Below are 21,947 nucleotides of genomic sequence, written 5' to 3' on the forward strand. Positions count from 1 at the left end.
TGGGGTTCAAAGAGGACACAATGGCAAAAGTAATCGGTATCGACCTGGGCACCACCAACAGCTGCGTTGCTGTGATGGATGGCGGCAAGCCCAAGGTTATCGAAAATGCGGAAGGTGCGCGCACGACGCCCTCCATCGTCGCCTTCACCAAGGATGGCGAACGACTGATCGGCCAGCCCGCAAAGCGTCAGGCCGTCACCAATCCCGACAATACGGTCTTTGCGGTGAAGCGCCTGATCGGCCGCCGTTTCGACGATCCGATGACCAAGAAGGACATGGAGCTGGTGCCCTACAGCATCGCCAAGGGTCCCAATGGCGACGCCTGGGTCAATGCCGGCGGCAAGGATTATTCGCCCTCGCAGATTTCCGCCTTCACCCTGCAGAAGATGAAGGAAACCGCCGAGAGCTATCTGGGCGAAACGGTCACGCAGGCGGTCATCACCGTTCCCGCCTATTTCAACGACGCCCAGCGTCAGGCGACCAAGGACGCCGGCCAGATCGCGGGCCTGGAAGTTCTCCGCATCATTAACGAGCCGACCGCGGCCGCGCTCGCCTATGGGCTGGAGAAGCAGGACGGCAAGACCATCGCGGTCTATGACCTTGGCGGCGGCACCTTCGACATCTCGATCCTGGAGATCGGCGACGGCGTGTTCGAGGTGAAGTCGACCAATGGCGACACCTTCCTGGGCGGCGAGGATTTCGACGCCAAGCTGGTCGAGTTCCTGGCATCCGGCTTCCAGAAGGAAGAGGGCATCGACCTCACCAAGGACAAGCTGGCTTTGCAGCGCCTGAAGGAAGCAGCGGAAAAGGCGAAGATCGAGCTGTCTTCTGCGCAATCGACCGAAGTCAACCTGCCCTTCATCACCGCTGACCAGAATGGTCCCAAGCATTTGGTGAAGAATATCACCCGCGCCGATCTGGAGCGGCTGGTGGCCGACCTCATCAAGCGGACTATGGAGCCTTGCAAGAAGGCGCTGGCTGATGCCGGCGTATCCGCGAGCGAGATCAGCGAAGTGGTGCTGGTTGGCGGCATGACCCGCATGCCCAAGGTGCGCGAGGCCGTGAAGGACTTCTTCGGCAAGGAACCGCACACCGGCGTGAACCCCGACGAAGTCGTCGCCATGGGCGCGGCGATCCAGGCGGGCGTGCTGCAGGGCGACGTCAAGGACGTGCTGTTGCTGGACGTGACCCCGCTGTCGCTGGGCATCGAAACGCTGGGTGGCGTGTTCACCCGCATGATCGACCGCAACACCACTATCCCGGCCAAGAAGTCGCAGGTCTATTCGACCGCCGATGACAATCAGCAGGCGGTGACGATCCGCGTGTTCCAGGGCGAGCGCGAAATGGCGGCGGACAACAAGCTGCTCGGCCAGTTCGACCTGGTCGGCATTCCCCCTGCACCGCGCGGCGTGCCGCAGATCGAGGTGACGTTCGACATCGACGCCAACGGTCTGGTCAATGTCCATGCCAAGGACAAGGGCACGGGCAAGGAACAGCAGATCCGCATCCAGGCTTCGGGTGGCCTTTCGGACGCCGACATCGACCAGATGGTCAAGGACGCCGAGCGTTTTGCCGAGGAAGACAAGAAGAAGCGCGAATCGGCCGAGGCGAAGAACAATGCCGAGAGCCTGATCCACACCACCGAGCAGCAGCTTTCCGAGCATGGCGACAAGGTGGATGCCGGCCTGAAGTCGGAAATCGAGACCGCGATCGCCGCGACCAAATCGGCGGTCGAGGGCGGCGACGCTGAAGCGATGAAGGCGAAGGCGCAGGAACTGGCGCAGGTCGCGATGAAGCTGGGCCAGGCCATTTACGAGAAGGAGCAGGCGGCTGCGGCTGCTCCGGGCGCGGACGCGCCGAAGGCGGATGACGATGTCGTCGACGCTGAATTCTCCGAAGTGGACGATAACAAGGCGTAAGCTGATGGACGCTCGCCGTCATTCCCGCGCCAGCGGGAATTCATCTCCCAAACATCGCCCCGAGCGTATAGGTTGGAAGATGGACCTCCGTTTTTGCGGGGGTGACGGTGACATGCCGTCGGGGGCGATATGACGACCGAAGTTGATTATTACGAACTGCTCGAGGTCGAGCGCACGGCCGACTCGGCCACGATCAAGAGCGCCTATCGCAAGCTCGCGATGAAATATCACCCGGACAAGACCGGGGGCTGCACCGACAGCGAGGCGAAGTTCAAGGCTGTTTCCGAAGCCTATGAATGTTTGAAGGATCCGCAGAAGCGCGCCGCCTATGACCGCTTTGGCCATGCCGCGTTCCAGAATGGCGGCGGCGGTTTCGGTGGCGGGCGCGGCGGCGGCGGCGGCTTTTCCGACCTGGGCGATATTTTCGAGACGATTTTCGGCCAGGCCGCCGGCGGCTTTGGTGGCGGACGGCAGGCCCAGCGGCGCGGGGCGGACCTGCGCTATGACATGGAAATCACGCTGGACGATGCCTATCACGGCAAGAAGACCGAGATCGAGATCGAGGTTTCCGCCGCGTGCGAAAGCTGCGAAGGTTCCGGCGCGCAGCCGGGCACCGGCGTCAAGAGTTGCGGCACCTGCCATGGTCATGGCCAGGTGCGGGCGCAACAGGGCTTCTTCGTGGTCGAGCGGACCTGCCCGTCCTGCCATGGCGCGGGGCAGGTCATCGAAAGTCCCTGCCGGAGTTGCCGGGGAGAGGGGCGGGTGGACCGGCCCAAGACGCTGTCGGTCAACATTCCGGCGGGCGTCGATGAAGGCACCCGCATCCGCCTGTCAGGCGAAGGCGAGGCCGGAGCGCGGGGCGCGCCGTCCGGCGATCTCTACATCTTCCTGCATGTGAAGCGGCATGCGATCTTCGAACGGGACGGGACGACGCTGTTCGCCCGCGCGCCGGTCAGCTTCACCACGGCCTCGCTGGGAGGCGTGATCGAAGTGCCGGGCCTTGACGGCCAGCGGCATGAGATCAAGATCCCCAGCGGCATCCAGTCGGGCAAGCAGATCCGCCAGCGCGGCGCGGGCATGCCGGTGTTGAACGGGCGTGGGCAGGGCGATCTGGTGATCCAGGTCGATGTCGAAACGCCGACCAAGCTGACGGCGAAGCAGCGTGAATTGCTGGAGGCGTTCCGCGAGACGGAAACGGGCGAGGAATGTCCGCAGTCGACAGGCTTCTTCAGCAAGCTCAAGGAATTGTGGGGGGACTGAGTTCTTCCCCGTCCTTCAGGGAGGAGGGTCGCTGCAAGGGCGGCAGCATGCGCGCTTGATTCAGGCGCGTTTCCTCCCCTCACGCCGCGCCCAGGCGTAAAAGGGAAATCCCGCTGCCATCAACAGGAAGCTGGCGCCGCTCGGCACCGGTCCCGCGCCCCATAATGTCCAGAGCGCATAGGCAAGGCCCAGCAACGCCGCCGGCACCACGAGCCGGAACCTGAGCGCGGCCAGCGCGCACCCGACATAGAGCCAGAGCGTGGCCGAAGTCGACAGCAGCGCCATCGCCGTGAACAGCGCGACCAGCCCCTGCAAACTGTTGGCGATCAGCATCAGCGTCCCGACCGCGCAGGACAGCAGCAGCGCGCGGACCGGCGTGCCCGAACCGTTCGTTCCTGCAAGCCATCGCGGCAATTCGCCGCCTCGCGCCATCGCCAGCGGCACTTCGCCCTGCAATAATGTCCAGCCATTGAGTGCGCCCAGGCAACTGATCGTGGCGAAGACAGCGATGAATCCCGCTGGCCCCGCTGACCAGTAATGCGCGACATAGGCTGCAAAGGGAGAGCCGGACTGGCTTTCGGCCGCAGGTAGGGTGAGGGCGATGCCGGAGCAGACCAGCAGGTAGATGAGCCCGGTGATCGCTGTGCCGAGCATCGTGGCCCGTGGAATGGTCCTGGCGGGGTCGCGTACCTTGTCGGCCGCGACACTCGCGGATTCGAAGCCCAGCAGTGCCCAGAGCGTGAGCGCAGCCGAGGCGGTGATGCCGGCGCTGGTGAAGCCTTGCGCCGGGAATGGCGCTATCTCCGCCCGCCCATCGCCCAGCGTGACTGCGAGCAGGACCAGCACGACTGCGATCGGGATCAGCTTGATCGCGGTGGTGGCGAGTTGGGTGGCACCTGCCGCCCGCGCGCCGATCAGATTGATGCCGGTCGTCGCCCAGAGGAAGCCGATGGAGGTAAGCGCCCCCATGCCGGGCCGGTTCAGCGCCGGCAGGATGCTGCTGAGATTGGCGGCTGCGGCAACGGCTATGGTGACATTGGTGAAGATCACCGAAATCCAGTAAATCCACCCGATCGCAAATCCGGCGGGGGGGCCGTAGGCACGGGTGATGAACTGAGCCGTGCCGCCGACATCGGGCATCAGCACGGTGAGCCGCGCGACGACATAGGCGAGAAGCAGCGATCCGGCGATGGTGAATATCCACCCCGCCACGGCATCCCAGCCGAACGGTGCGAGTGCAGCCGGGAGCAGGAACACGCCCGATCCGATCATATTGCCCATCACCAGCGCAATACAGGCGGGAAGACCGAGCGTTCGGTTCGCCGTAGGAGGCCCGTTCACGAAGCGGCTCGCTGCATCATCCGCCTGTTGATGGGCTTATGCAGTGTCACGTGCAATGGGATAACGCAGCAGATCGCCTTCAGGAGCTTGCCCTCTTCTCCTGAAATCGATCTGCGCGGCGGCCCGAACCTTGCCTGGCGTAAAGATCAGGCGGCCAGGAACATTTCCGGATCAAGCGCCATCAGGCTGTCGGCGCCACCCTCGATCTTCCGGCGGAGCGCGCCGGCGTCCGGCATGATGCGTTCCGCGAAGAAACGGGCGGTCACCAGCTTGGCCTCCATGAACTTGGCGTCGCCTTCGCCAGCCGCCAGCAGGGCCGTCGCGGCCCTGGCCATGCGCAGCCACATAAGGCCCGTCGCGACGATGCCCACGATGTGCATGTAATGCACCGCGCCCGCCCCGGCATTGTCTGGGTTCTTCATCGCGTTCTGCATCAACCACATGGTCGCCGCGCCAAGCTGTCCGCTCGCCTTCTCCAGTGCTTCGGCAATGGGGGCGAGCTTTTCATCGCCCTTGGCCTGCGCCACTTCGTCCGCGACGATCTTGAGGAAGGCCTGAAGCGCGCGACCGCCATTCATGGGCAGCTTGCGCCCGACAAGGTCCATCGCCTGCACGCCGTTGGTGCCCTCGTAGATCTGGGCGATGCGGGCGTCGCGGACATATTGTTCGACGCCATTTTCCCAGATGTAGCCATGGCCGCCGAATACCTGCTGCGCCACGACGGTGACGTCGAAGCCCTTGTCCGTGCCATAGCCCTTGATCACCGGGGTCAGCAGTTGCACCAGGTCGTCGGCGGCCTGGCGCTCCTCCTCCGTGGCGGCCTGATGCGACAGGTCGACCTGAAGCGCGCCCCACAGCATCAGGGCGCGCAACCCTTCGGTCAGCGCCTTGCCTTCCATCAGCATGCGGCGGACATCGGGGTGGACGAACAGCGTGTCGGCCTTTTCCTGCATGTCCTTGGGTCCGGTCAGGGCGCGGCCCTGGCGGCGGTCATGGGCGTAGGCGGCGGCGTTCTGATAGGCGATCTCCGCCTGGCCCAGGCCCTGCAGGCCGACGCCCAGCCGCGCGGCGTTCATCATGATGAACATGGCGGCGAGACCCTTGTTCTCCTCCCCCACCAGCCATCCGGTCGCGCCGTCATAGTTCATGACGCAGGTGGCGTTGCCGTGAATGCCCATCTTGTGTTCCAGCGACCCGCAGGAGACGGCATTGCGATCGCCCAGGGTTCCATCCTCGTTCACCAGGAATTTGGGCACGACGAACAGCGATATGCCCTTGCTGCTGTCGGGCGCGCCCGGGGTCTTCGCCAGGACGAGGTGGATGATGTTTTCCGCCAGGTCGTGCTCGCCCGCGGAAATGAAGATCTTGGTGCCGCTGATGGCGTAGCTGCCGTCGGCATTGGGAACGGCCTTGGTCTTGATGAGGCCGAGGTCGGTGCCCGCATGCGGTTCGGTCAGGTTCATCGTGCCGGTCCACTGGCCCGACACCATGTTGGGGACATATTTCTGCTTCAGTTCATCGCTGCCCTTGGCGAGCAAGGCGGCCACGGCGCCGCTGGTCAGGCCATGGTACATTTCGAAACTGTGGTTGGCGGACAATATATATTCGCTCACCGCCGTCGCCACGACATGGGGCAGCCCCTGGCCGCCATATTCGACCGGCGCATTCAGAGTGGTCCAGCCGCCGCCCACATAGGCGTCAAAGGCTGCCTTGAAGCCGGTCGGTGTGCTGACGCTGCCGTCCGGGTGGCGGGTGCAGCCCTCCTTGTCGCCCACTGCGTTCAGCGGGAAAAGAACTTCGGCGGCGATCTTGCCGCCTTCGGTCAGGATCGCATCGACCAGATCGGCGGTCGCATTTTCGAAGCCGGGCAGGTTGGTGTAGCGGTCCAGCCCCACAATGTGGTCGAGCACGAAGCGGGTGTCGCGAATGGGGGCGGCGTAGCTGGGCATGGATCTTCTCCGGACGATTCTGTTCTGGTGAGCGGATTATTTGTGAAGGACGGATACGAACTGGGACAGTTCCGCTATCGCAGCGTCGATGTCGTCTTTTTGCCTGGTCAGCAGGGCGATGCGCGCCTCGCACTTGGCGATGGTGACGCGGCGCTGTTCCTCATGTTCCTCATCCGCATCATAAAGGTCGATCATCTCGCGAATGTCGGACAGGCTGAAGCCGACCCGCTTGCCGCGCAGAATCCAGGCCAGGCGGGCACGGTCGCGTCGCGAATAGATGCGGGCAAGGCCGTGTCGTTCCGGCGCGATCAGCCCTTCATCCTCGTAGAAGCGCAGGGCACGGGCGGTGACGCCGAATTCGTCCGACAGGTCCGAGATGGTATAGCTTTGCCGATCGCTGTGATCGGGAAGCTCGATACCGGCGATAGTGGTGCGTTTGTCCATGGCGGCTGGTGTAGCGTCGCTTTACGTTTACGTCAAGGTGAGAGCGATATCCGGGTGATCAAAACCGTCGTCCCTGCCTGGGCGCTTGGCTCTTTTGTCCTAGTGACAGGGCCAGCCGCTGCCGCTAGGGGCTTGTGCCGTGATGGGGGCAGTCAGACGATCGGAAGGGGCAAGGCGCCTGTTGGCGGCGCTGGCTCTGCTCGTGCTGGCGATTCAGCTTGTGGCGCCCTCCGGTTTCATGCCGATGCGGACCGAAAGCGGCGTGGTGGTGACGCTTTGCACCGGGCAGGGCGCGGTCAATGTCGTGGTCGAACGGGCCAGATTCGACCGGAACGACACGTCGGGCAGGCATCGCCCGGATGACGGCGCACCGGGCCAGCAGCATTGCCCCTTCGCCGCATCGGTGCAGCCGCTGGTCCCGCCCCTGGTCCTCGCCGATCTGCCGCTGCCTGCCTGGCAATTGGCTTTCGGGGCGATCGCCTTTGCGCTCAAGACCGGGCTTATCGCCCGGCTGGCTGCGCCTCCACCGCCGTCCTCGGGGCCGCCCGTCTATTGAAAATCCGTCATTTTCCGGGATTTTCAACAAGGGTTTCTTCATGTCAGTCTTTTCCGTTTCGCGCGGCGTTTCGCTGTGCGCGCTCGCCTGTTCCCTGTCCGCTCCTGCCTTGGCCGAAGAGGCCGAGCAGAGCCGGATCATCGTCACCGCCAGCCCCGTCGTCGCGGAAGCCGCGACGAAGGTCGTCCGCACGCCCGGCGGCGTGGACGTCGTCCCGGCGGAAGATTTCGAGAACAAGCTCGCCGTCTCCCTGCGCGACGCGCTGAGCTTCTCGCCCGGCGTCTATACCCAGCCGCGCTTCGGGCAGGAGGTGCGCATTTCCATTCGGGGGTCCGGCCTGTCCCGTGGCTATCATATGCGGGGCCTGACGCTGTTGCAGGACGGCATTCCGATCAACATGGCCGACGACAATGGCGATTTCCAGGAATTCGACCCGCAGGTCTTCCAGCATCTGGAGGTCTATCGCGGCGGCAATGCGCTGCGTCTGGGAGGATCGACGCTGGGCGGCGCCATCAATGCCGTGACGCCGACCGGGCGCACGGCGCCGGGGGCGGAAGTCCGGCTGGATGGCGGCTCGTTCGACACGCTGCGGGCGAAGGCCGCCTATGGCTATGCCGATGAGCGGGGCGATGCCTGGGCCGCCGTGACGGGGGACCGATCGGACGGCGACCGCGATCATGGACGGCGCCGGGCGCTGCGCTTCAACGGCAATGTCGGGATCAAGCTGACTGACCGCGTGGAGACGCGCTTCTACGCCAGTGCACAGACAATCCGGCAGAAGCTGTCGGGTGCGCTCAACGAAAGCGACGCGCTGAACCATCCGGCGAAGGGCAATTTCGCCGGGGATCAGGCGCGCAATATCGATTCGATCCGTTTGCAGAACCGCACGACTGTGGCGCTGGACGGCGGCGAGCTGGCGTTCGGCGCCTATTATAATGCGAAGGCGCTGGACCATCCGATCTATCAGGTGGTGGACCAGAAGTCGGAGGATCGCGGTGTCTTCGCCAGCCTTGATCTGGCGGGTGACCTGGGCGGGATGCCGGTCGAGCTGACATTGGGTGCGCAGGCACGCTTCGGGCAGGGCCGGTTCCGGCAGTTCGTCAACGTGAACGGCAGGGCGGGTGCGCCGACATCCTATCAGAAGGCGCGGGCGCAGACGATCAACAGCTATGGCGAGGCGCGGATCGCGCCAGTCGCCGGGCTGTGGCTGATCGCGGGCGGCATCTATACCCATGGCGAACGGCGGCTCGACAACCGCTTCGCTCCGGCGCGGAGCGGGGATGTGTCGTTCGACGCCTTCGCGCCGAAATTCGGGCTGCTGTTCGAACCAGCGCAGGCTGTGCAATTCTACGCCAATTATAGCCGGTCGGTGGAGTTGCCGGGCTTCATCGAACTGGGGCAGGCGCCTGCGGGCGGGGCGCCGGGCTTCACGCCGCTGGCCCCGCAGAAGGCGTGGACGGCTGAGGTCGGCACGCGCGGGACGCTGGGCATCGCGCATTGGGATGTCAGCTTTTACCGCGCCAGGCTGCGGGGGGAACTGCTGCAATATAATGTCGTGGCGGGTCTATATCCGGCGGCGACCTTCAACGCGGACCGCACGCAGCATCAGGGGATAGAGGCGGGACTGGACCTGACGCTCACCCCATGGGCGAGCCTGCGGCAGGTCTATCAATATAGCGATTTCCGCTTCCGGGGCGATGTGCAGTTCGGGAACAACCGCCTGCCCGTGGTGCCGCGCCATTTCTATCGCGCGGAACTGAAGCTGGGGACGGAGCGGCTGAGCATTTCGCCTGCCATCGAATGGCTGCCACAGGGAGCCTGGGCCGATTATGCCAATAGCAAGCGGGTCGGGGATTATGCGACGCTGAACCTGGGCGCGCAGGCGGAGGTGAAGAAGGGGCTGACCCTGTTTGTCGATGCGCGCAACCTGACGGCCGAGCGGGCCGTGGGGGATATCAGTGCCGTGGTCGATTATTCGAAGCTCGCGCCCGCCAGCCGGGCGATCTTCTATCCGATCGAAAGGCGCGCCTTTTATGGTGGAATAAGGGCCCGTTTCTAACAGCACTGGAGCCGACTCGGTAATAGGTTTAGGGGCGGGCGGATGTTGCGCCTTTCCGGATTGAAACTGCCCCTGGACCATCCCGACGAGGCGATGGCCGCAGCCATTTGCGAGCGGCTCGGGCTTGAGCCTCAGCAATTGCTGCGCCATGTCGTGGTGCGCCGGGGCAATGATGCGCGGCGCAAGAATGCGATCCAGCTCGTCTACACCGTCGACGTCGAACTGGTCGACGAGGCGGGCGTGCTGTCGCGTTTCGCGAAGGATCAAGACATTCGCCCGCGTCCGGACACGGATTATAAATTCGTGGCCAGCGCGGCGCCCGGCTGGTCGGGCAAGCGGCCCGTCGTGATCGGCGCGGGACCGTGCGGCCTGTTCGCGGGCCTCATCCTGGCGCAAATGGGATTTCGGCCGATCATCCTCGATCGGGGCAAGGTGGTGCGGGAACGTACCAAGGATACCTGGGGCCTGTGGCGCCGGGCCGAACTCAATCCCGACAGCAATGTGCAGTTCGGGGAGGGCGGCGCGGGGACTTTTTCCGACGGGAAGCTCTATTGCCGGGTGAAAGACCCGCGCTTTCTGGGCCGCAAGGTGCTGGAGGAATTCGTTGCGGCGGGCGCGCCGGACGATATTTTGACCGAAGCGCACCCGCATATCGGCACCTTCCGCCTGGTTTCGATGGTGGAATCGATGCGGCGGCAGATCGAGGGGCTGGGCGGTGAATATCGCTGGCAGCACCGGGTCGACGAACTGGAACTGGAGCGGCAGGCGGACGGCACGCAGAAGCTGCGTGGGCTGCATCTGGCGGACGGCAGCTTCATCGAGGCGGACCATGTCGTCCTGGCGGTCGGCCACAGCGCGCGCCCGACCTTCGAAATGCTCCATCGCCGGGGCGTGCATATCGAGGCGAAGCCTTTTTCCATCGGCGTGCGGATCGAGCATCCGCAAAGCTGGATCGACCGGGCGCGCTACGGCAATTGCGCTGGGCATCCGGTGCTGGGCGCCGCCGCCTACAGCCTGGCCCATCATTGCGCCAATGGGCGGACGGTCTACAGCTTCTGCATGTGCCCCGGCGGGCGCGTGGTGGCGGCGACTTCCGAGGAGGGGCGCGTCGTCACCAACGGCATGAGCCAATATTCCCGCGCGGAGTTCAATGCCAATTCGGGACTGGTCGTCGGCATCGACCCGGAACGCGACTATCCCGGCGGGCCGCTGGCCGGGATAGAATTGCAGCGCCATTGGGAAAGCATGGCCTTTGTCGCGGGCGGCGAAAGCTATCATGCACCGGGACAGACCGTGGGGGATTTCCTGGCGGGCCGCGCCTCTACCGGATTGGGGGAGGTCATCCCCTCCTACAAGCCGGGAGTCACCATGACCGACCTGTCGCGCTGCCTGCCCGAATTCGCGCTGGAGGCATTTCGTGAGGCAATTCCCGCCTTCGGCCGACAGATTGCGCGCTACGACCATCCCGATGCGGTGATGACCGGGGTCGAGACGCGCACTTCCTCCCCCATCCGCATCACGCGGGGCAAGGATTTTCAGAGCCTCAACGTGGCGGGTCTTTATCCCGCCGGAGAGGGGGCAGGCTATGCGGGCGGCATCCTTTCAGCGGCCATTGACGGCATCAAGGTCGCGGAAGCGGTGGGGATGAGCATCGCCTCCGACTGATGTGCATGTTCCTGCCTGCACAGGGGCCCGCCATGCTGATTTTTTCCAACAGGACGGCCGTGCCGGCGGCTGCGGCGGCGTTGGAAGCTGCTCTGTCTCCTGAAAAGGCTGAGCCGCTGCGGCGCGGGAGGAGTCGAGTCGCTGGCCCAACGCTTCTTCCCTCACGTCAAAACCGATAAATGACAGGGGGTTGACGGAAATCCCCGCCAGCGCCGGGAGCGATCTCCAGACGGGCCTGATGAAGGCCAATGTTGAAATATTTCCTATGCTGATGAGAATGAAGATTTATCTTCATTACACAAATTGCGTATTTTGTAATATATAGCTTCACGCATCTTTCGGTCATCAGATACGACCGCAGTCGCAATCCAACATAGCATTATACCAGCAGAGGAGGCCCCTATGCGTGCCAGATATTTGGTCCTTTGCTCGTCCTTGCTGCTGTCGACAGGGGTGAGTGCCAGGCAGCCGGGCGATCAACTTACCGTCATTGCGTCCCCGGAAAAGGAGATGAGCTATGAAAAATGGCAGGACCGAACCGCAAACCGCCTGACCGGCAGCATTCGCCGCGCCGCCGATCAGAGTTTCGATCGTTCCGCGACTGGCTATGCCCGGGTCGAGTTCCGCCTGGATGAACTGGGGCGGCCGCAAGCCGTCTCGCTTGCGCAGCCTTCGTCGTCGCGGGCCGTCGATCGCCTGTCGCTGCGCGCCGTCAGGGCGATGGGGCGGCTGACGCCCTTGCCGCCGCAGATTGCAGGGAATTCGCGGTTTGAAGCATGGATCATCGTCGCCAACGATATGTGGCAACGCGATGATATGTTGAACCGGCTCCGCACCGATCACCACGCCCGGATGATGGCGCAGGCGGGCGGCGACCGACCCGTCCTGATTGCGTCGCGCTGAACGCCGCCCTTTCCCCCGGATGGCGTGGCAAGACGCGGACTGGAAGAGCGGTTGGGTGTGGCGTGGTTCGGCCGGCCCGCAGACATGCTTCTTCGCTCTTCCAGTTTCCTCCGTGCACCTGGAATCCAGATTCGCTGTGGGCTAAATGCCTGCCGTCGATGCCGCTCCCTGGCGCAAATTCCGTACCACCATGAATGGTCCGCGACCGGAAATTCCGATATTCTGTATCGGAACGGAACATATTCATTTAAAATGATAAAATAGAATGGAATATCGAGTATAAGCAGGGGGATGGTTCGGGCTTGGGATTGTTGACCGAAATGTGGCGGGCGGATGATTTCAGAAGCAGGATCGCCCTGTTATTGGCAGCCGCGGCGGGGAGAGCATGAGCGGTAAGCCGGGCGTTGCCGTTGACGGCGCGTGGTTCGGCCGATGATTGCTGCGCTGTTCTTTGCCTCAGCCCTGACGGTGGTGGATGGCGGCACGCTGCGCGTCAACGGCGAACCGATCAGGCTCCTTGCCATTGAGGCTCCCGACATCATCAACCGATGTCGCAAGCGGAAAGCGTGCCCGCAGGATAATTCCCGGCAAAGCAGGGAAAGCCTGAAGCGCGCATTGCGCGATCCCATCACCATCGTCCCTGTCGCGCGCGACGCCTATGGGCGCACGATCGCCATCGTCTATGCCGGAGGACTCAACATGTCCTGCGAACAGGTCCGCAAGGGCATGGCGGTCTACAGATCCTCATGGGATGTGGGACGCCGCCTGGCCAGGGAATGCCGGTTCTTGAAAAGGCATTGACCGGCTCGGGCGTCCTTTGAGGCCAAAGCCGGGCACCTTTTGCGGTCAGTCGAGGATTTGGAGGAAAGTCTGGATGCCCGACAAGGATTCGAACCTTGATTGACGGAGTCAGAGTCCGCTCTCTTACCATTAGAGGATCGGGCATCAGGATGAGCCATCGGCTCACCGGAGAGGCGCAAATAGGCGGCGATTCTGGATTGGTCAAGAGGATTTGCGACCGGCATCCCGGACAATTGCACAGCCTGCAATGCGGCATGTGCAAAAGAAAACCCGCCGGACAGGCTGTCGCTTCCGGCGGGCTCTTCATCAATCCCTGACGGGTTAGGAAGGACGGGGCCCGCTACCTGAACCAGGAAGCGGGCCCCTATTTCAACGCGCTTATTCCATGTCCTCGGTGGTGAAATCCTCACCCTGGACGACAGCCAGCGGATCGTCGCCGATGGCGGCTTCCGGGCCCTGGCGCAGTTCGGCGGCATGCTCTTCGGCGGCCGTCTTCGGTGCGATCAGGTCGACCTGGCTGGAAGCCCGCAGCGCGGCGCGCATTGCCGCGTCGCGCGACGATGCGGCGACGCGCATGCGGTTCATGCCAGCGCCCGTGCCCGCCGGGATGAGGCGGCCGACGATGACGTTTTCCTTGAGGCCCACCAGCGTGTCCTTCTTGCCCTGGACCGCCGCTTCCGTGAGGACGCGGGTGGTTTCCTGGAAAGAGGCCGCCGAGATGAACGAACGCGTCTGGAGCGAGGCCTTGGTGATGCCGAGCAGCACCGGCTTGCCAGCGGCGGGCGCGAAGCCCGGCTGGAGCTTGGCGTTGATCTCGTCCATTTCCTCGCGGTCGATCTGCTCGCCCACCAGCAGCGTGGTGTCGCCGGACTCGATGATCTCGACCTTCTGCAGCATCTGACGAACGATCGTTTCGATGTGCTTGTCGTTGATCTTCACGCCCTGCAAGCGATAGACTTCCTGGATTTCCGCGACCAGATATTCGGCCAGCGGCTCGATGCCGAGAACTTCCAGAATGTCGTGCGGATCGGGCGAACCGCCGATCAGATTGTCGCCGCGCTTCACGAAGTCGCCTTCCTGAACGTCGATCACCTTGCTCTTGGGGATCAGATATTCGACCGGCTCGCCGCCATCCTCGGGATTGATGGCGATCTTGCGCTTCGCCTTGTAATCCTTGAGGAACTGAACGCGGCCCGACACCTTGGCAATGATCGCATTGTCCTTGGGCTTGCGGGCTTCGAACAGTTCGGCGACGCGCGGCAGACCACCGGTGATGTCGCGGGTCTTCGCAGCTTCGCGAGAGACACGCGCCAGCACGTCACCGGCCTGCACCTGAGCGCCGTCATCGACCGACAGGGTTGCGCCGACCGCGAGCATGTAGCGCGCGGCTTCGCCCGACTGATCGTCGAGCAGGGTGAGGCGGGGACGCAGATCCTCCTTGGTGCGGGCGGAACCACGATGCTCGATGACGACGCGCTGGGCAATGCCGGTCGCTTCGTCGGTCTGCTCGGTCAGCGTCTTGTTGTCGATCAGGTCGACATACTTAACGATGCCCGGCTTTTCCGTGATCACCGGCATGGTGAACGGATCCCACTCGGCAAAGCGTTCGCCCTTCTTCACGGTATCGCCATCCGCAAACAGGATGGTGGCGCCGTAAGGCAGGCGGTGCGTTTCGCGCTCGCGGCCTTCGGAGTCGATGATCGCGATCTCGCCGTTGCGGGCAAGCGACAGGCGACGGCCATTCTTGTCGGTGATGGTCGGCATGTCCCGCAGTTCGATCGTACCGTCGGCCATCGATTCAAGGTTCGACGTTTCATTGAAGTTCGCCGCGCCGCCGATGTGGAAGGTACGCATGGTCAGCTGCGTGCCCGGTTCACCGATGGACTGCGCCGCGATGACGCCGACCGCTTCACCGATATTGACCGGCGTACCACGGGCGAGGTCACGGCCGTAGCACTTGCCGCACACGCCCATCCGGCTTTCGCAGATCAGCGGGCTGCGGATCTTCACGGCCTGCGTGCCGATCGCTTCGATCTGGGTGATCATCGCTTCGTCGAGCAGGGTGCCGATGGGGATGACGATGCTGCCATCTTTGGTGTCGACAATGTCCTGCGCCGTGGTGCGGCCCAGGATACGCTCGCCGAGCGAGGCGATGACCGAACCACCCTGAACGATGGCCTTCATCTCCAGCGCCTTTTCGGTGCCGCAATCTTCCTCGACGATCGTGCAGTCCTGCGACACGTCGACCAGACGGCGGGTCAGATAACCCGAGTTCGCCGTCTTGAGCGCGGTGTCGGCCAGACCCTTGCGGGCGCCGTGGGTCGAGTTGAAGTATTCAAGGACGGTCAGGCCTTCCTTGAAGTTCGAGATGATCGGCGTTTCGATGATCTCGCCCGACGGCTTGGCCATCAGGCCGCGCATGCCGGCAAGCTGCTTCATCTGCGCCTGCGAACCACGGGCACCCGAATGCGCCATCATGTAGATGGAGTTGATCGGTGCCATGCGGCCGGTTTGCGGATCCTTGGGCTGGGCGCGGATCTCGTCCATCATGGCGTTCGCAACCTGGTCGCCGCAACGGCTCCAGGCGTCGATCACCTTGTTGTACTTTTCCTGCTGGGTGATCAGGCCGTCCTGATATTGCTGCTCATAATCGGCCACCAGCGCCTTGGTTTCGTCAACCATCGCGGTCTTCGAATCCGGGATCACCATGTCGTCCTTGCCGAAGCTGATGCCGGCCTGGAACGCGTGTCGGAAGCCCAGCGCCATGATGGCGTCGGCGAACAGCACCGTGTCCTTCTGGCCAGTGTGACGATAGACTTGGTCGATGACGTCACCGATTTCCTTCTTGGTGAGAAGGCGGTTGACAACGTCGAAGGGCACCTTGTGGCTCTTGGGCAGGCATTCGCCCAGCAGCATGCGGCCCGGCGTCGTTTCGAACCGCTTCATATACTGGTTGCCGGCTTCGTCGGTCTGCGGGACGCGGCTGATGATCTTCGAGTGCAGCGTCACGGCCTTCGCATAGAGCGCCTGATGCACTTCCTGCATGTCGGCCAGCAGCATGCCTTCGCCCGGCTCGCCTTCGCGCTCCATGGACAGGTAATAGATACCCAGGACCATGTCCTGCGACGGCACGATGATCGGCTTGCCGTTGGCGGGGCTGAGGATGTTGTTGGTCGACATCATCAGCACGCGCGCTTCCAGCTGCGCCTCAAGGCTCAGCGGCACGTGGACGGCCATCTGGTCACCGTCGAAGTCGGCGTTGAAGGCCGAGCAGACGAGCGGGTGAAGCTGGATCGCCTTGCCCTCGATCAGCACGGGTTCGAACGCCTGGATGCCGAGGCGGTGGAGCGTCGGCGCGCGGTTCAGCATCACCGGATGCTCGCGGATCACCTCGTCCAGGATGTCCCAGACTTCCTTGCGTTCCTTCTCGACCCACTTCTTGGCCTGCTTCAGGGTCATGGACAGACCCTTGGCGTCGAGGCGGGCGTAGATGAAGGGCTTGAACAGTTCGAGCGCCATCTTCTTGGGCAGGCCGCACTGGTGCAGCTTGAGTTCCGGGCCGGTCACGATGACCGAACGGCCCGAATAGTCGACGCGCTTGCCGAGCAGGTTCTGACGGAAGCGGCCCTGCTTGCCCTTGAGCATGTCGGACAGCGACTTCAGCGGACGCTTGTTCGCGCCGGTGATGACGCGGCCGCGACGGCCATTGTCGAACAGGGCGTCGACGGCCTCCTGCAACATGCGCTTTTCGTTGCGGACGATGATGTCCGGCGCGCGCAGTTCCATCAGGCGCTTCAGGCGGTTGTTGCGGTTGATGACGCGACGATAGAGGTCGTTCAAGTCCGACGTCGCGAAACGGCCGCCGTCCAGCGGCACCAGCGGGCGCAGTTCCGGCGGGATGACCGGCACGACGTCCAGGATCATCCATTCGGGGCGGTTGCCTGATTCCAGGAAGCTCTCAACCACCTTCAGGCGCTTGATGATCTTCTTGGGCTTCAGTTCCGACTTGGTGACGGCCAGCTCGTCGAGCAGTGCCTGCTTCTCGCCCTCAAGGTCGAGGTCCATCAGCATCTGCTTGACCGCTTCCGCGCCGATGCCGGCGGAGAAGGCGTCTTCGCCATATTCGTCCTGCGCGTCGAGCAGTTCGTCTTCGGTCAGAAGCTGGAACTTCTCCAGCGGGGTCAGGCCCGGCTCGGTGACGATGTAGGATTCGAAATAGAGGACGCGCTCAAGCTGCTTCAACTGCATGTCGAGCAGCAGGCCGATGCGCGAGGGCAGCGACTTCAGGAACCAGATGTGCGCGACCGGCGCGGCCAGTTCGATATGGCCCATCCGCTCGCGGCGGACCTTCGACACCGTGACCTCGACACCGCACTTTTCGCACACGATGCCCTTGTACTTCATGCGCTTGTACTTGCCGCACAGGCACTCATAGTCCTTGATCGGACCGAAGATGCGGGCGCAGAACAGGCCGTCACGTTCGGGCTTGAACGTACGATAGTTGATGGTTTCCGGCTTCTTGATCTCGCCGAAGGACCAGCTGCGGATGCGCTCCGGGGAGGCGAGGCCGATCTGGATCTGGTCGAAGGTTTCCGGCTTCTGGATCGGATTGGCGAAGTTCGTCAGTTCGTTCATATCTCAAGTCCCTCTAGAGGGTAAAATTCTGTGGCGAGGACAGGGGAGGGCACTGTCTTCGGGAGACGGCGCCTGGCACCCTTATTCCGCCGCCTGCGCGAAGCCGTCGCCGTCTTCCTCGACCTCGTCCATCGCGGCGAGTTCGACGTTGAGGCCCAGCGAGCGCATTTCCTTGACCAGCACGTTGAAGCTTTCGGGGATGCCGGCCTCGAACGTGTCGTCGCCCTTGACGATCGCCTCGTAGACCTTCGTACGGCCGACCACGTCGTCCGACTTCACCGTCAGCATTTCCTGCAGCGTGTAGGCGGCACCATAGGCCTGGAGCGCCCACACCTCCATTTCACCGAAGCGCTGGCCGCCGAACTGCGCCTTACCGCCCAGCGGCTGCTGGGTGACGAGGCTGTAGGGGCCGATGGAGCGTGCGTGGATCTTGTCGTCGACCAGGTGGTGCAGCTTCAGCATGTAGATGATGCCGACAGTGACCTTGCGGTCGAACTTGTCGCCCGTGCGCCCGTCGAACAGGTCCGACTGACCCGACGAGTGCAGGCCGGCCAGCTCCAGCATCGCCGACACGTCCGCTTCGCGGGCGCCGTCGAACACCGGGGTCGCCATCGGCACGCCGCGGGCAAGATGTTCGGCAAGATCGACGATCTGCTCGGCCGTGCGGCCTTCGATCTGGTCGGCATATTGCGGACCATAGGTCTCAAGCAGACGGGTCTTGACCGCATCCGGCATCTCGCCGCCCTGCGCGTTCGGATTGGCTTCACGCCAGTCCTCCAGCGCATGCTTGAGCTGCTGGCCAAGGCCGCGGGCAGCCCAGCCGAGATGCGTCTCGAAGATCTGCCCCACGTTCATGCGCGACGGCACGCCCAGCGGATTGAGCACGATGTCGACATGGGTGCCGTCCTCCAGGAACGGCATGTCCTCGATCGGCAGGATGCGCGAGATGACGCCCTTGTTGCCGTGACGGCCGGCCATCTTGTCGCCCGGCTGCAGCTTGCGCTTCACCGCGACGAAGACCTTGACCATCTTCAGGACGCCCGGGGGCAGTTCGTCGCCACGCTGCAGCTTGTCGACGCGATCCTCGAACTTCTCGACGATCAGCTTCACCGCTTCGTCATACTGCGCCTTGACGGCTTCGATGCCGGCCTGGCGGGTATCGTCAGCGACCGCGAACTTCCACCATTCATGACGCTCGACTTCGCCCAGCAGGGCCTCGTCGATCTCGATGCCCTTGCGCACGCCCTTGGGTGCGGCGGTGGCCGTCTGGCCCAGCAGCATTTCCTGCAGGCGGTTGAAGGTCGCGCGGTTGAGGATGGCGCGTTCGTCCTCGCGGTCCTTGGCGAGGCGGTCGATTTCCTCCCGCTCGATCGCCATGGCGCGCTCGTCCTTGTCGATACCGTGGCGGTTGAAGACGCGGACTTCGACGACGGTGCCAGCAACGCCCGGCGGCAGGCGCAGCGAGGTGTCGCGCACGTCGCTCGCCTTTTCACCGAAGATCGCGCGGAGCAGCTTTTCTTCCGGGGTCATCGGCGATTCACCCTTGGGGGTGATCTTACCGACCAGGATATCGCCCGGCTCCACCTCGGCGCCGATATAGACGATGCCCGCCTCGTCGAGGTTGCGCAGCGCTTCCTCGCCGACGTTCGGGATGTCGCGGGTGATGTCTTCCGGACCCAGCTTGGTGTCGCGGGCCATGACCTCGAACTCCTCGATATGGATCGAGGTGAAGACGTCGTCCTTCACGATCCGCTCGGAGATCAGGATGGAGTCTTCATAGTTGTAGCCGTTCCAGGGCATGAACGCGACCAGCGTGTTGCGGCCCAGCGCCAGCTCGCCAAACTCGGTCGACGGACCGTCGGCGATGACGTCGCCGGCCTCGATCAGGTCGCCCACCTTCACCAGCGGACGCTGGTTGATGCAGGTGTCCTGGTTGGAGCGCTGGAACTTCTGCAGCGTGTAGATGTCCACGCCCGACTGGCCGGGTTCGATGTCGCCGGTGGCGCGGATCACGATACGGGTCGCGTCGACCTGGTCGATGATGCCCGCACGGCGAGCGGCAATCGCGGCACCGGAGTCCCGCGCAACCGTGCCTTCCATGCCGGTGCCGACGAACGGCGCCTCGGCCCGGACCAGCGGCACGGCCTGACGCTGCATGTTCGATCCCATGAGCGCGCGGTTGGCGTCATCGTTTTCCAGGAACGGAATGAGCGAGGCCGCAACCGACACCAGCTGCTTGGGGCTGACGTCCATCAGGGTGATGTGGTCCTTGGGCGCCATCAGGAACTCGCCCGCTTCACGCGCCGAGATCAGGTCTTCGGCCAGCGTGCCGTCGGGGTTCAGTTCGGCGTTCGCCTGCGCGATGGTGTGCTTGGCCTCCTCCATCGCCGACAGATAGACGACGTCGTTCGTCACCTTGCCGTCGATCACCTTGCGGTAGGGCGTTTCGATGAAGCCATATTTGTTTACCCGGCTGAACGTGGCCAGCGAGTTGATCAGGCCGATGTTCGGGCCTTCGGGCGTTTCGATCGGGCAGATACGGCCATAATGGGTCGGGTGAACGTCGCGGACTTCGAAGCCGGCGCGCTCGCGGGTCAGACCGCCCGGCCCAAGCGCCGACACGCGGCGCTTGTGGGTGACTTCCGACAGCGGGTTGGTCTGGTCCATGAACTGCGAAAGCTGCGAGGAACCGAAAAACTCGCGCACCGCGGCCACGGCGGGCTTCGCGTTGATGAGGTCGTTCGGCATCACCGTCGACACGTCGACGCTCGACATGCGCTCCTTGACGGCGCGTTCCATGCGCAGCAGGCCGACGCGATACTGGTTTTCCAGCAGCTCGCCCACCGAACGCACGCGGCGGTTGCCGAGATTGTCGATATCGTCGATCTCGCCCTTGCCGTCCTTCAGGTTCACCAGTTCCTTGACCACGGCGAGGATATCCTCGGTGCGGAGCGTGGTGACGGTATCCTCTGCGTCGAGGTCGAGGCGCATGTTGAGCTTCACGCGGCCCACGGCCGAGAGGTCATAGCGCTCCGGATCGAAGAACAGGCCGGCGAAGAGGGCTTCGGCGGTTTCCTTCGTCGGCGGTTCGCCAGGGCGCATCACGCGGTAGATGTCGGCCAGCGCCTGATCGCGTTCCTCGGCCTTGTCGGCCTTCAGCGTGTTGCGAATCCAGGGGCCGGTGGTGACATGGTCGATGTCGAGCAGTTCGAGACGGTCGATGCCCGCCTTGTCCAGCTTCTCGAGATTCTCCGGCGACACTTCGTCGCCCGCCTCGATGTAGATTTCACCGGTCGACTCGTTGATCAGGTCATAGGCGCTGTAGCGGCCATAGACTTCCTCGGTCGGGATCAGCAGCGTTTCCAGGCCGTCCTTCTCCGCCTTGTTGGCGGCGCGGGGCGAAATCTTGTGACCGGCGGCGAACACGACCTCGCCCGACTTGGCATCGACGATGTCGAAGGCCGGCTTCTGGCCGCGCCACGCCTCGGCGGTGAACGGGATCTGCCAGCCGCCTTCGCCGCGGACGAAGGTCACCTTGTTGTAGAAATAGCCCAGCATGTCCTCGGGCGTCAGGCCCAGCGCATAGAGCAGCGCCGTCACCGGCAGCTTGCGCTTGCGGTCGATGCGGACGTTGACGATGTCCTTGGCGTCGAATTCGAAGTCGAGCCACGAACCGCGATAGGGAATGACGCGGGCGGCGAACAGATATTTGCCCGAAGAGTGGGTCTTGCCCCGGTCATGGTCGAACAGAACGCCCGGCGAACGGTGCATCTGCGACACGATGACGCGTTCGGTGCCGTTGACGATGAAGGTGCCGTTCTGCGTCATGAGCGGCATGTCGCCCATGTACACATCCTGCTCCTTGATATCCAGGACGGAGCGGGTTTCGGTGTCGGCGTCCACCTCGAACACGATGAGACGCAGCGTGACGCGCATCGGCGCCGCATAGGTGATGCCGCGCTGGCGGCATTCCTCGACGTCATATTTCGGGTCTTCCAGCTCGTAATGGACGAAATCCATTTCGGCGGTGCCGGCGAAGTCGCGGATCGGGAAGACCGAGCGCAGGGTCTTTTCCAGGCCGGAGACATAGCCGATCGAGGGGTCGGAACGGAGGAACTGCTCATAGCTCTCCCGCTGGACTTCGATCAGGTTGGGCATCTGCACCACTTCGTGGATGTCGCCGAATACCTTTCTGATGCGCTTCTTCGCGCCGGTATTGCTGATCGTGGGGAGAGCTTTGGTCGCCATTGCGTATCCTGCCTGGTTGTTCGTCGCATTTTTTCGCATCGCAGCGAAAATTCAGCCTGGCCTGTCGATTTCCGGGGTGATTCGCCCCTTCATCGCCACGCAAAAAAGTGCGGGCCGGGACTGTCCGATCCGCACTGTCAGCGTCTTGTGACCCGCCGTTTTCGCCC

At 63.6% G+C, this 21,947-nt stretch carries 12 protein-coding genes and 1 tRNA gene; 7 read left to right on the forward strand and 6 right to left on the reverse strand.

The annotated features are described in order from the left end of the window. Positions 1–20: 20 nt before the first annotated feature. Entirely contained in the window at positions 21–1,919 is a 1,899-nt protein-coding gene (dnaK, locus tag MRBLMA1_RS20500) for a molecular chaperone DnaK (RefSeq protein WP_363739433.1), read from the forward strand. Between the two features lie 129 nt (positions 1,920–2,048). Continuing rightward, positions 2,049–3,179 carry a molecular chaperone DnaJ gene (gene dnaJ / locus MRBLMA1_RS20505; protein WP_363739434.1) on the forward strand — a complete coding sequence of 377 codons (1,131 nt, stop codon included), beginning with the start codon at positions 2,049–2,051 and terminating at the stop codon, positions 3,177–3,179. A 60-nt stretch (positions 3,180–3,239) separates the two neighbouring features. Here the strand turns inward: dnaJ and MRBLMA1_RS20510 are convergent, their stop codons facing one another. From MRBLMA1_RS20510 to MRBLMA1_RS20520, 3 genes are all read right to left on the reverse strand, one after another. Next, positions 3,240–4,520 carry an APC family permease gene (locus tag MRBLMA1_RS20510; RefSeq protein WP_363739436.1) on the reverse strand — a complete coding sequence of 427 codons (1,281 nt, stop codon included), beginning with the start codon at positions 4,518–4,520 and terminating at the stop codon, positions 3,240–3,242. Positions 4,521–4,666: 146 nt separating this feature from the next. After that, entirely contained in the window at positions 4,667–6,469 is a 1,803-nt protein-coding gene (locus MRBLMA1_RS20515; protein ID WP_363739437.1) for an acyl-CoA dehydrogenase C-terminal domain-containing protein, read from the reverse strand. 36 nt (positions 6,470–6,505) lie between these two features. Then, on the reverse strand, positions 6,506–6,913 hold the full coding sequence (locus MRBLMA1_RS20520; RefSeq protein WP_363739438.1) for a MerR family transcriptional regulator: 408 nt from the start codon (positions 6,911–6,913) through the stop codon (positions 6,506–6,508). A 139-nt stretch (positions 6,914–7,052) separates the two neighbouring features. Here MRBLMA1_RS20520 and MRBLMA1_RS20525 point away from each other — a divergent pair, with 139 nt between their 5' ends. From MRBLMA1_RS20525 to MRBLMA1_RS20545, 5 genes are all read left to right on the forward strand, one after another. Further along, entirely contained in the window at positions 7,053–7,469 is a 417-nt protein-coding gene (locus MRBLMA1_RS20525; protein WP_363739440.1) for a DUF2946 family protein, read from the forward strand. A 40-nt stretch (positions 7,470–7,509) separates the two neighbouring features. Continuing rightward, entirely contained in the window at positions 7,510–9,528 is a 2,019-nt protein-coding gene (locus MRBLMA1_RS20530) for a TonB-dependent receptor family protein (RefSeq protein ID WP_363739442.1), read from the forward strand. 42 nt (positions 9,529–9,570) lie between these two features. Further along, complete coding sequence (locus MRBLMA1_RS20535; protein WP_363739444.1) at positions 9,571–11,193, forward strand: NAD(P)/FAD-dependent oxidoreductase; 1,623 nt, start codon at positions 9,571–9,573, stop codon at positions 11,191–11,193. Between the two features lie 402 nt (positions 11,194–11,595). After that, complete coding sequence (locus MRBLMA1_RS20540; protein ID WP_363739445.1) at positions 11,596–12,096, forward strand: energy transducer TonB family protein; 501 nt, start codon at positions 11,596–11,598, stop codon at positions 12,094–12,096. Positions 12,097–12,528: 432 nt separating this feature from the next. Beyond that, on the forward strand, positions 12,529–12,897 hold the full coding sequence (locus tag MRBLMA1_RS20545) for a thermonuclease family protein (protein WP_133653376.1): 369 nt from the start codon (positions 12,529–12,531) through the stop codon (positions 12,895–12,897). A 70-nt stretch (positions 12,898–12,967) separates the two neighbouring features. Here the strand turns inward: MRBLMA1_RS20545 and MRBLMA1_RS20550 are convergent. From MRBLMA1_RS20550 to rpoB, 3 genes are all read right to left on the reverse strand, one after another. Then, positions 12,968–13,041, reverse strand: a tRNA-Gln gene (locus tag MRBLMA1_RS20550). 234 nt (positions 13,042–13,275) lie between these two features. Next, the gene (gene rpoC / locus MRBLMA1_RS20555; protein ID WP_363739447.1) at positions 13,276–17,532 is read right to left on the reverse strand and encodes a DNA-directed RNA polymerase subunit beta'; all 4,257 of its coding nucleotides are present in this window, start codon (positions 17,530–17,532) and stop codon (positions 13,276–13,278) included. A gap of 81 nt (positions 17,533–17,613) precedes the next feature. After that, a complete protein-coding gene (gene rpoB / locus MRBLMA1_RS20560; RefSeq protein ID WP_363739449.1) occupies positions 17,614–21,780 on the reverse strand; it encodes a DNA-directed RNA polymerase subunit beta in 4,167 nt (1,388 codons plus the stop codon). Positions 21,781–21,947: the final 167 nt, after the last annotated feature.

This window comes from Sphingobium sp. LMA1-1-1.1 (assembly GCF_040676365.1).
Classification (GTDB): Bacteria; Pseudomonadota; Alphaproteobacteria; order Sphingomonadales; family Sphingomonadaceae; genus Sphingobium.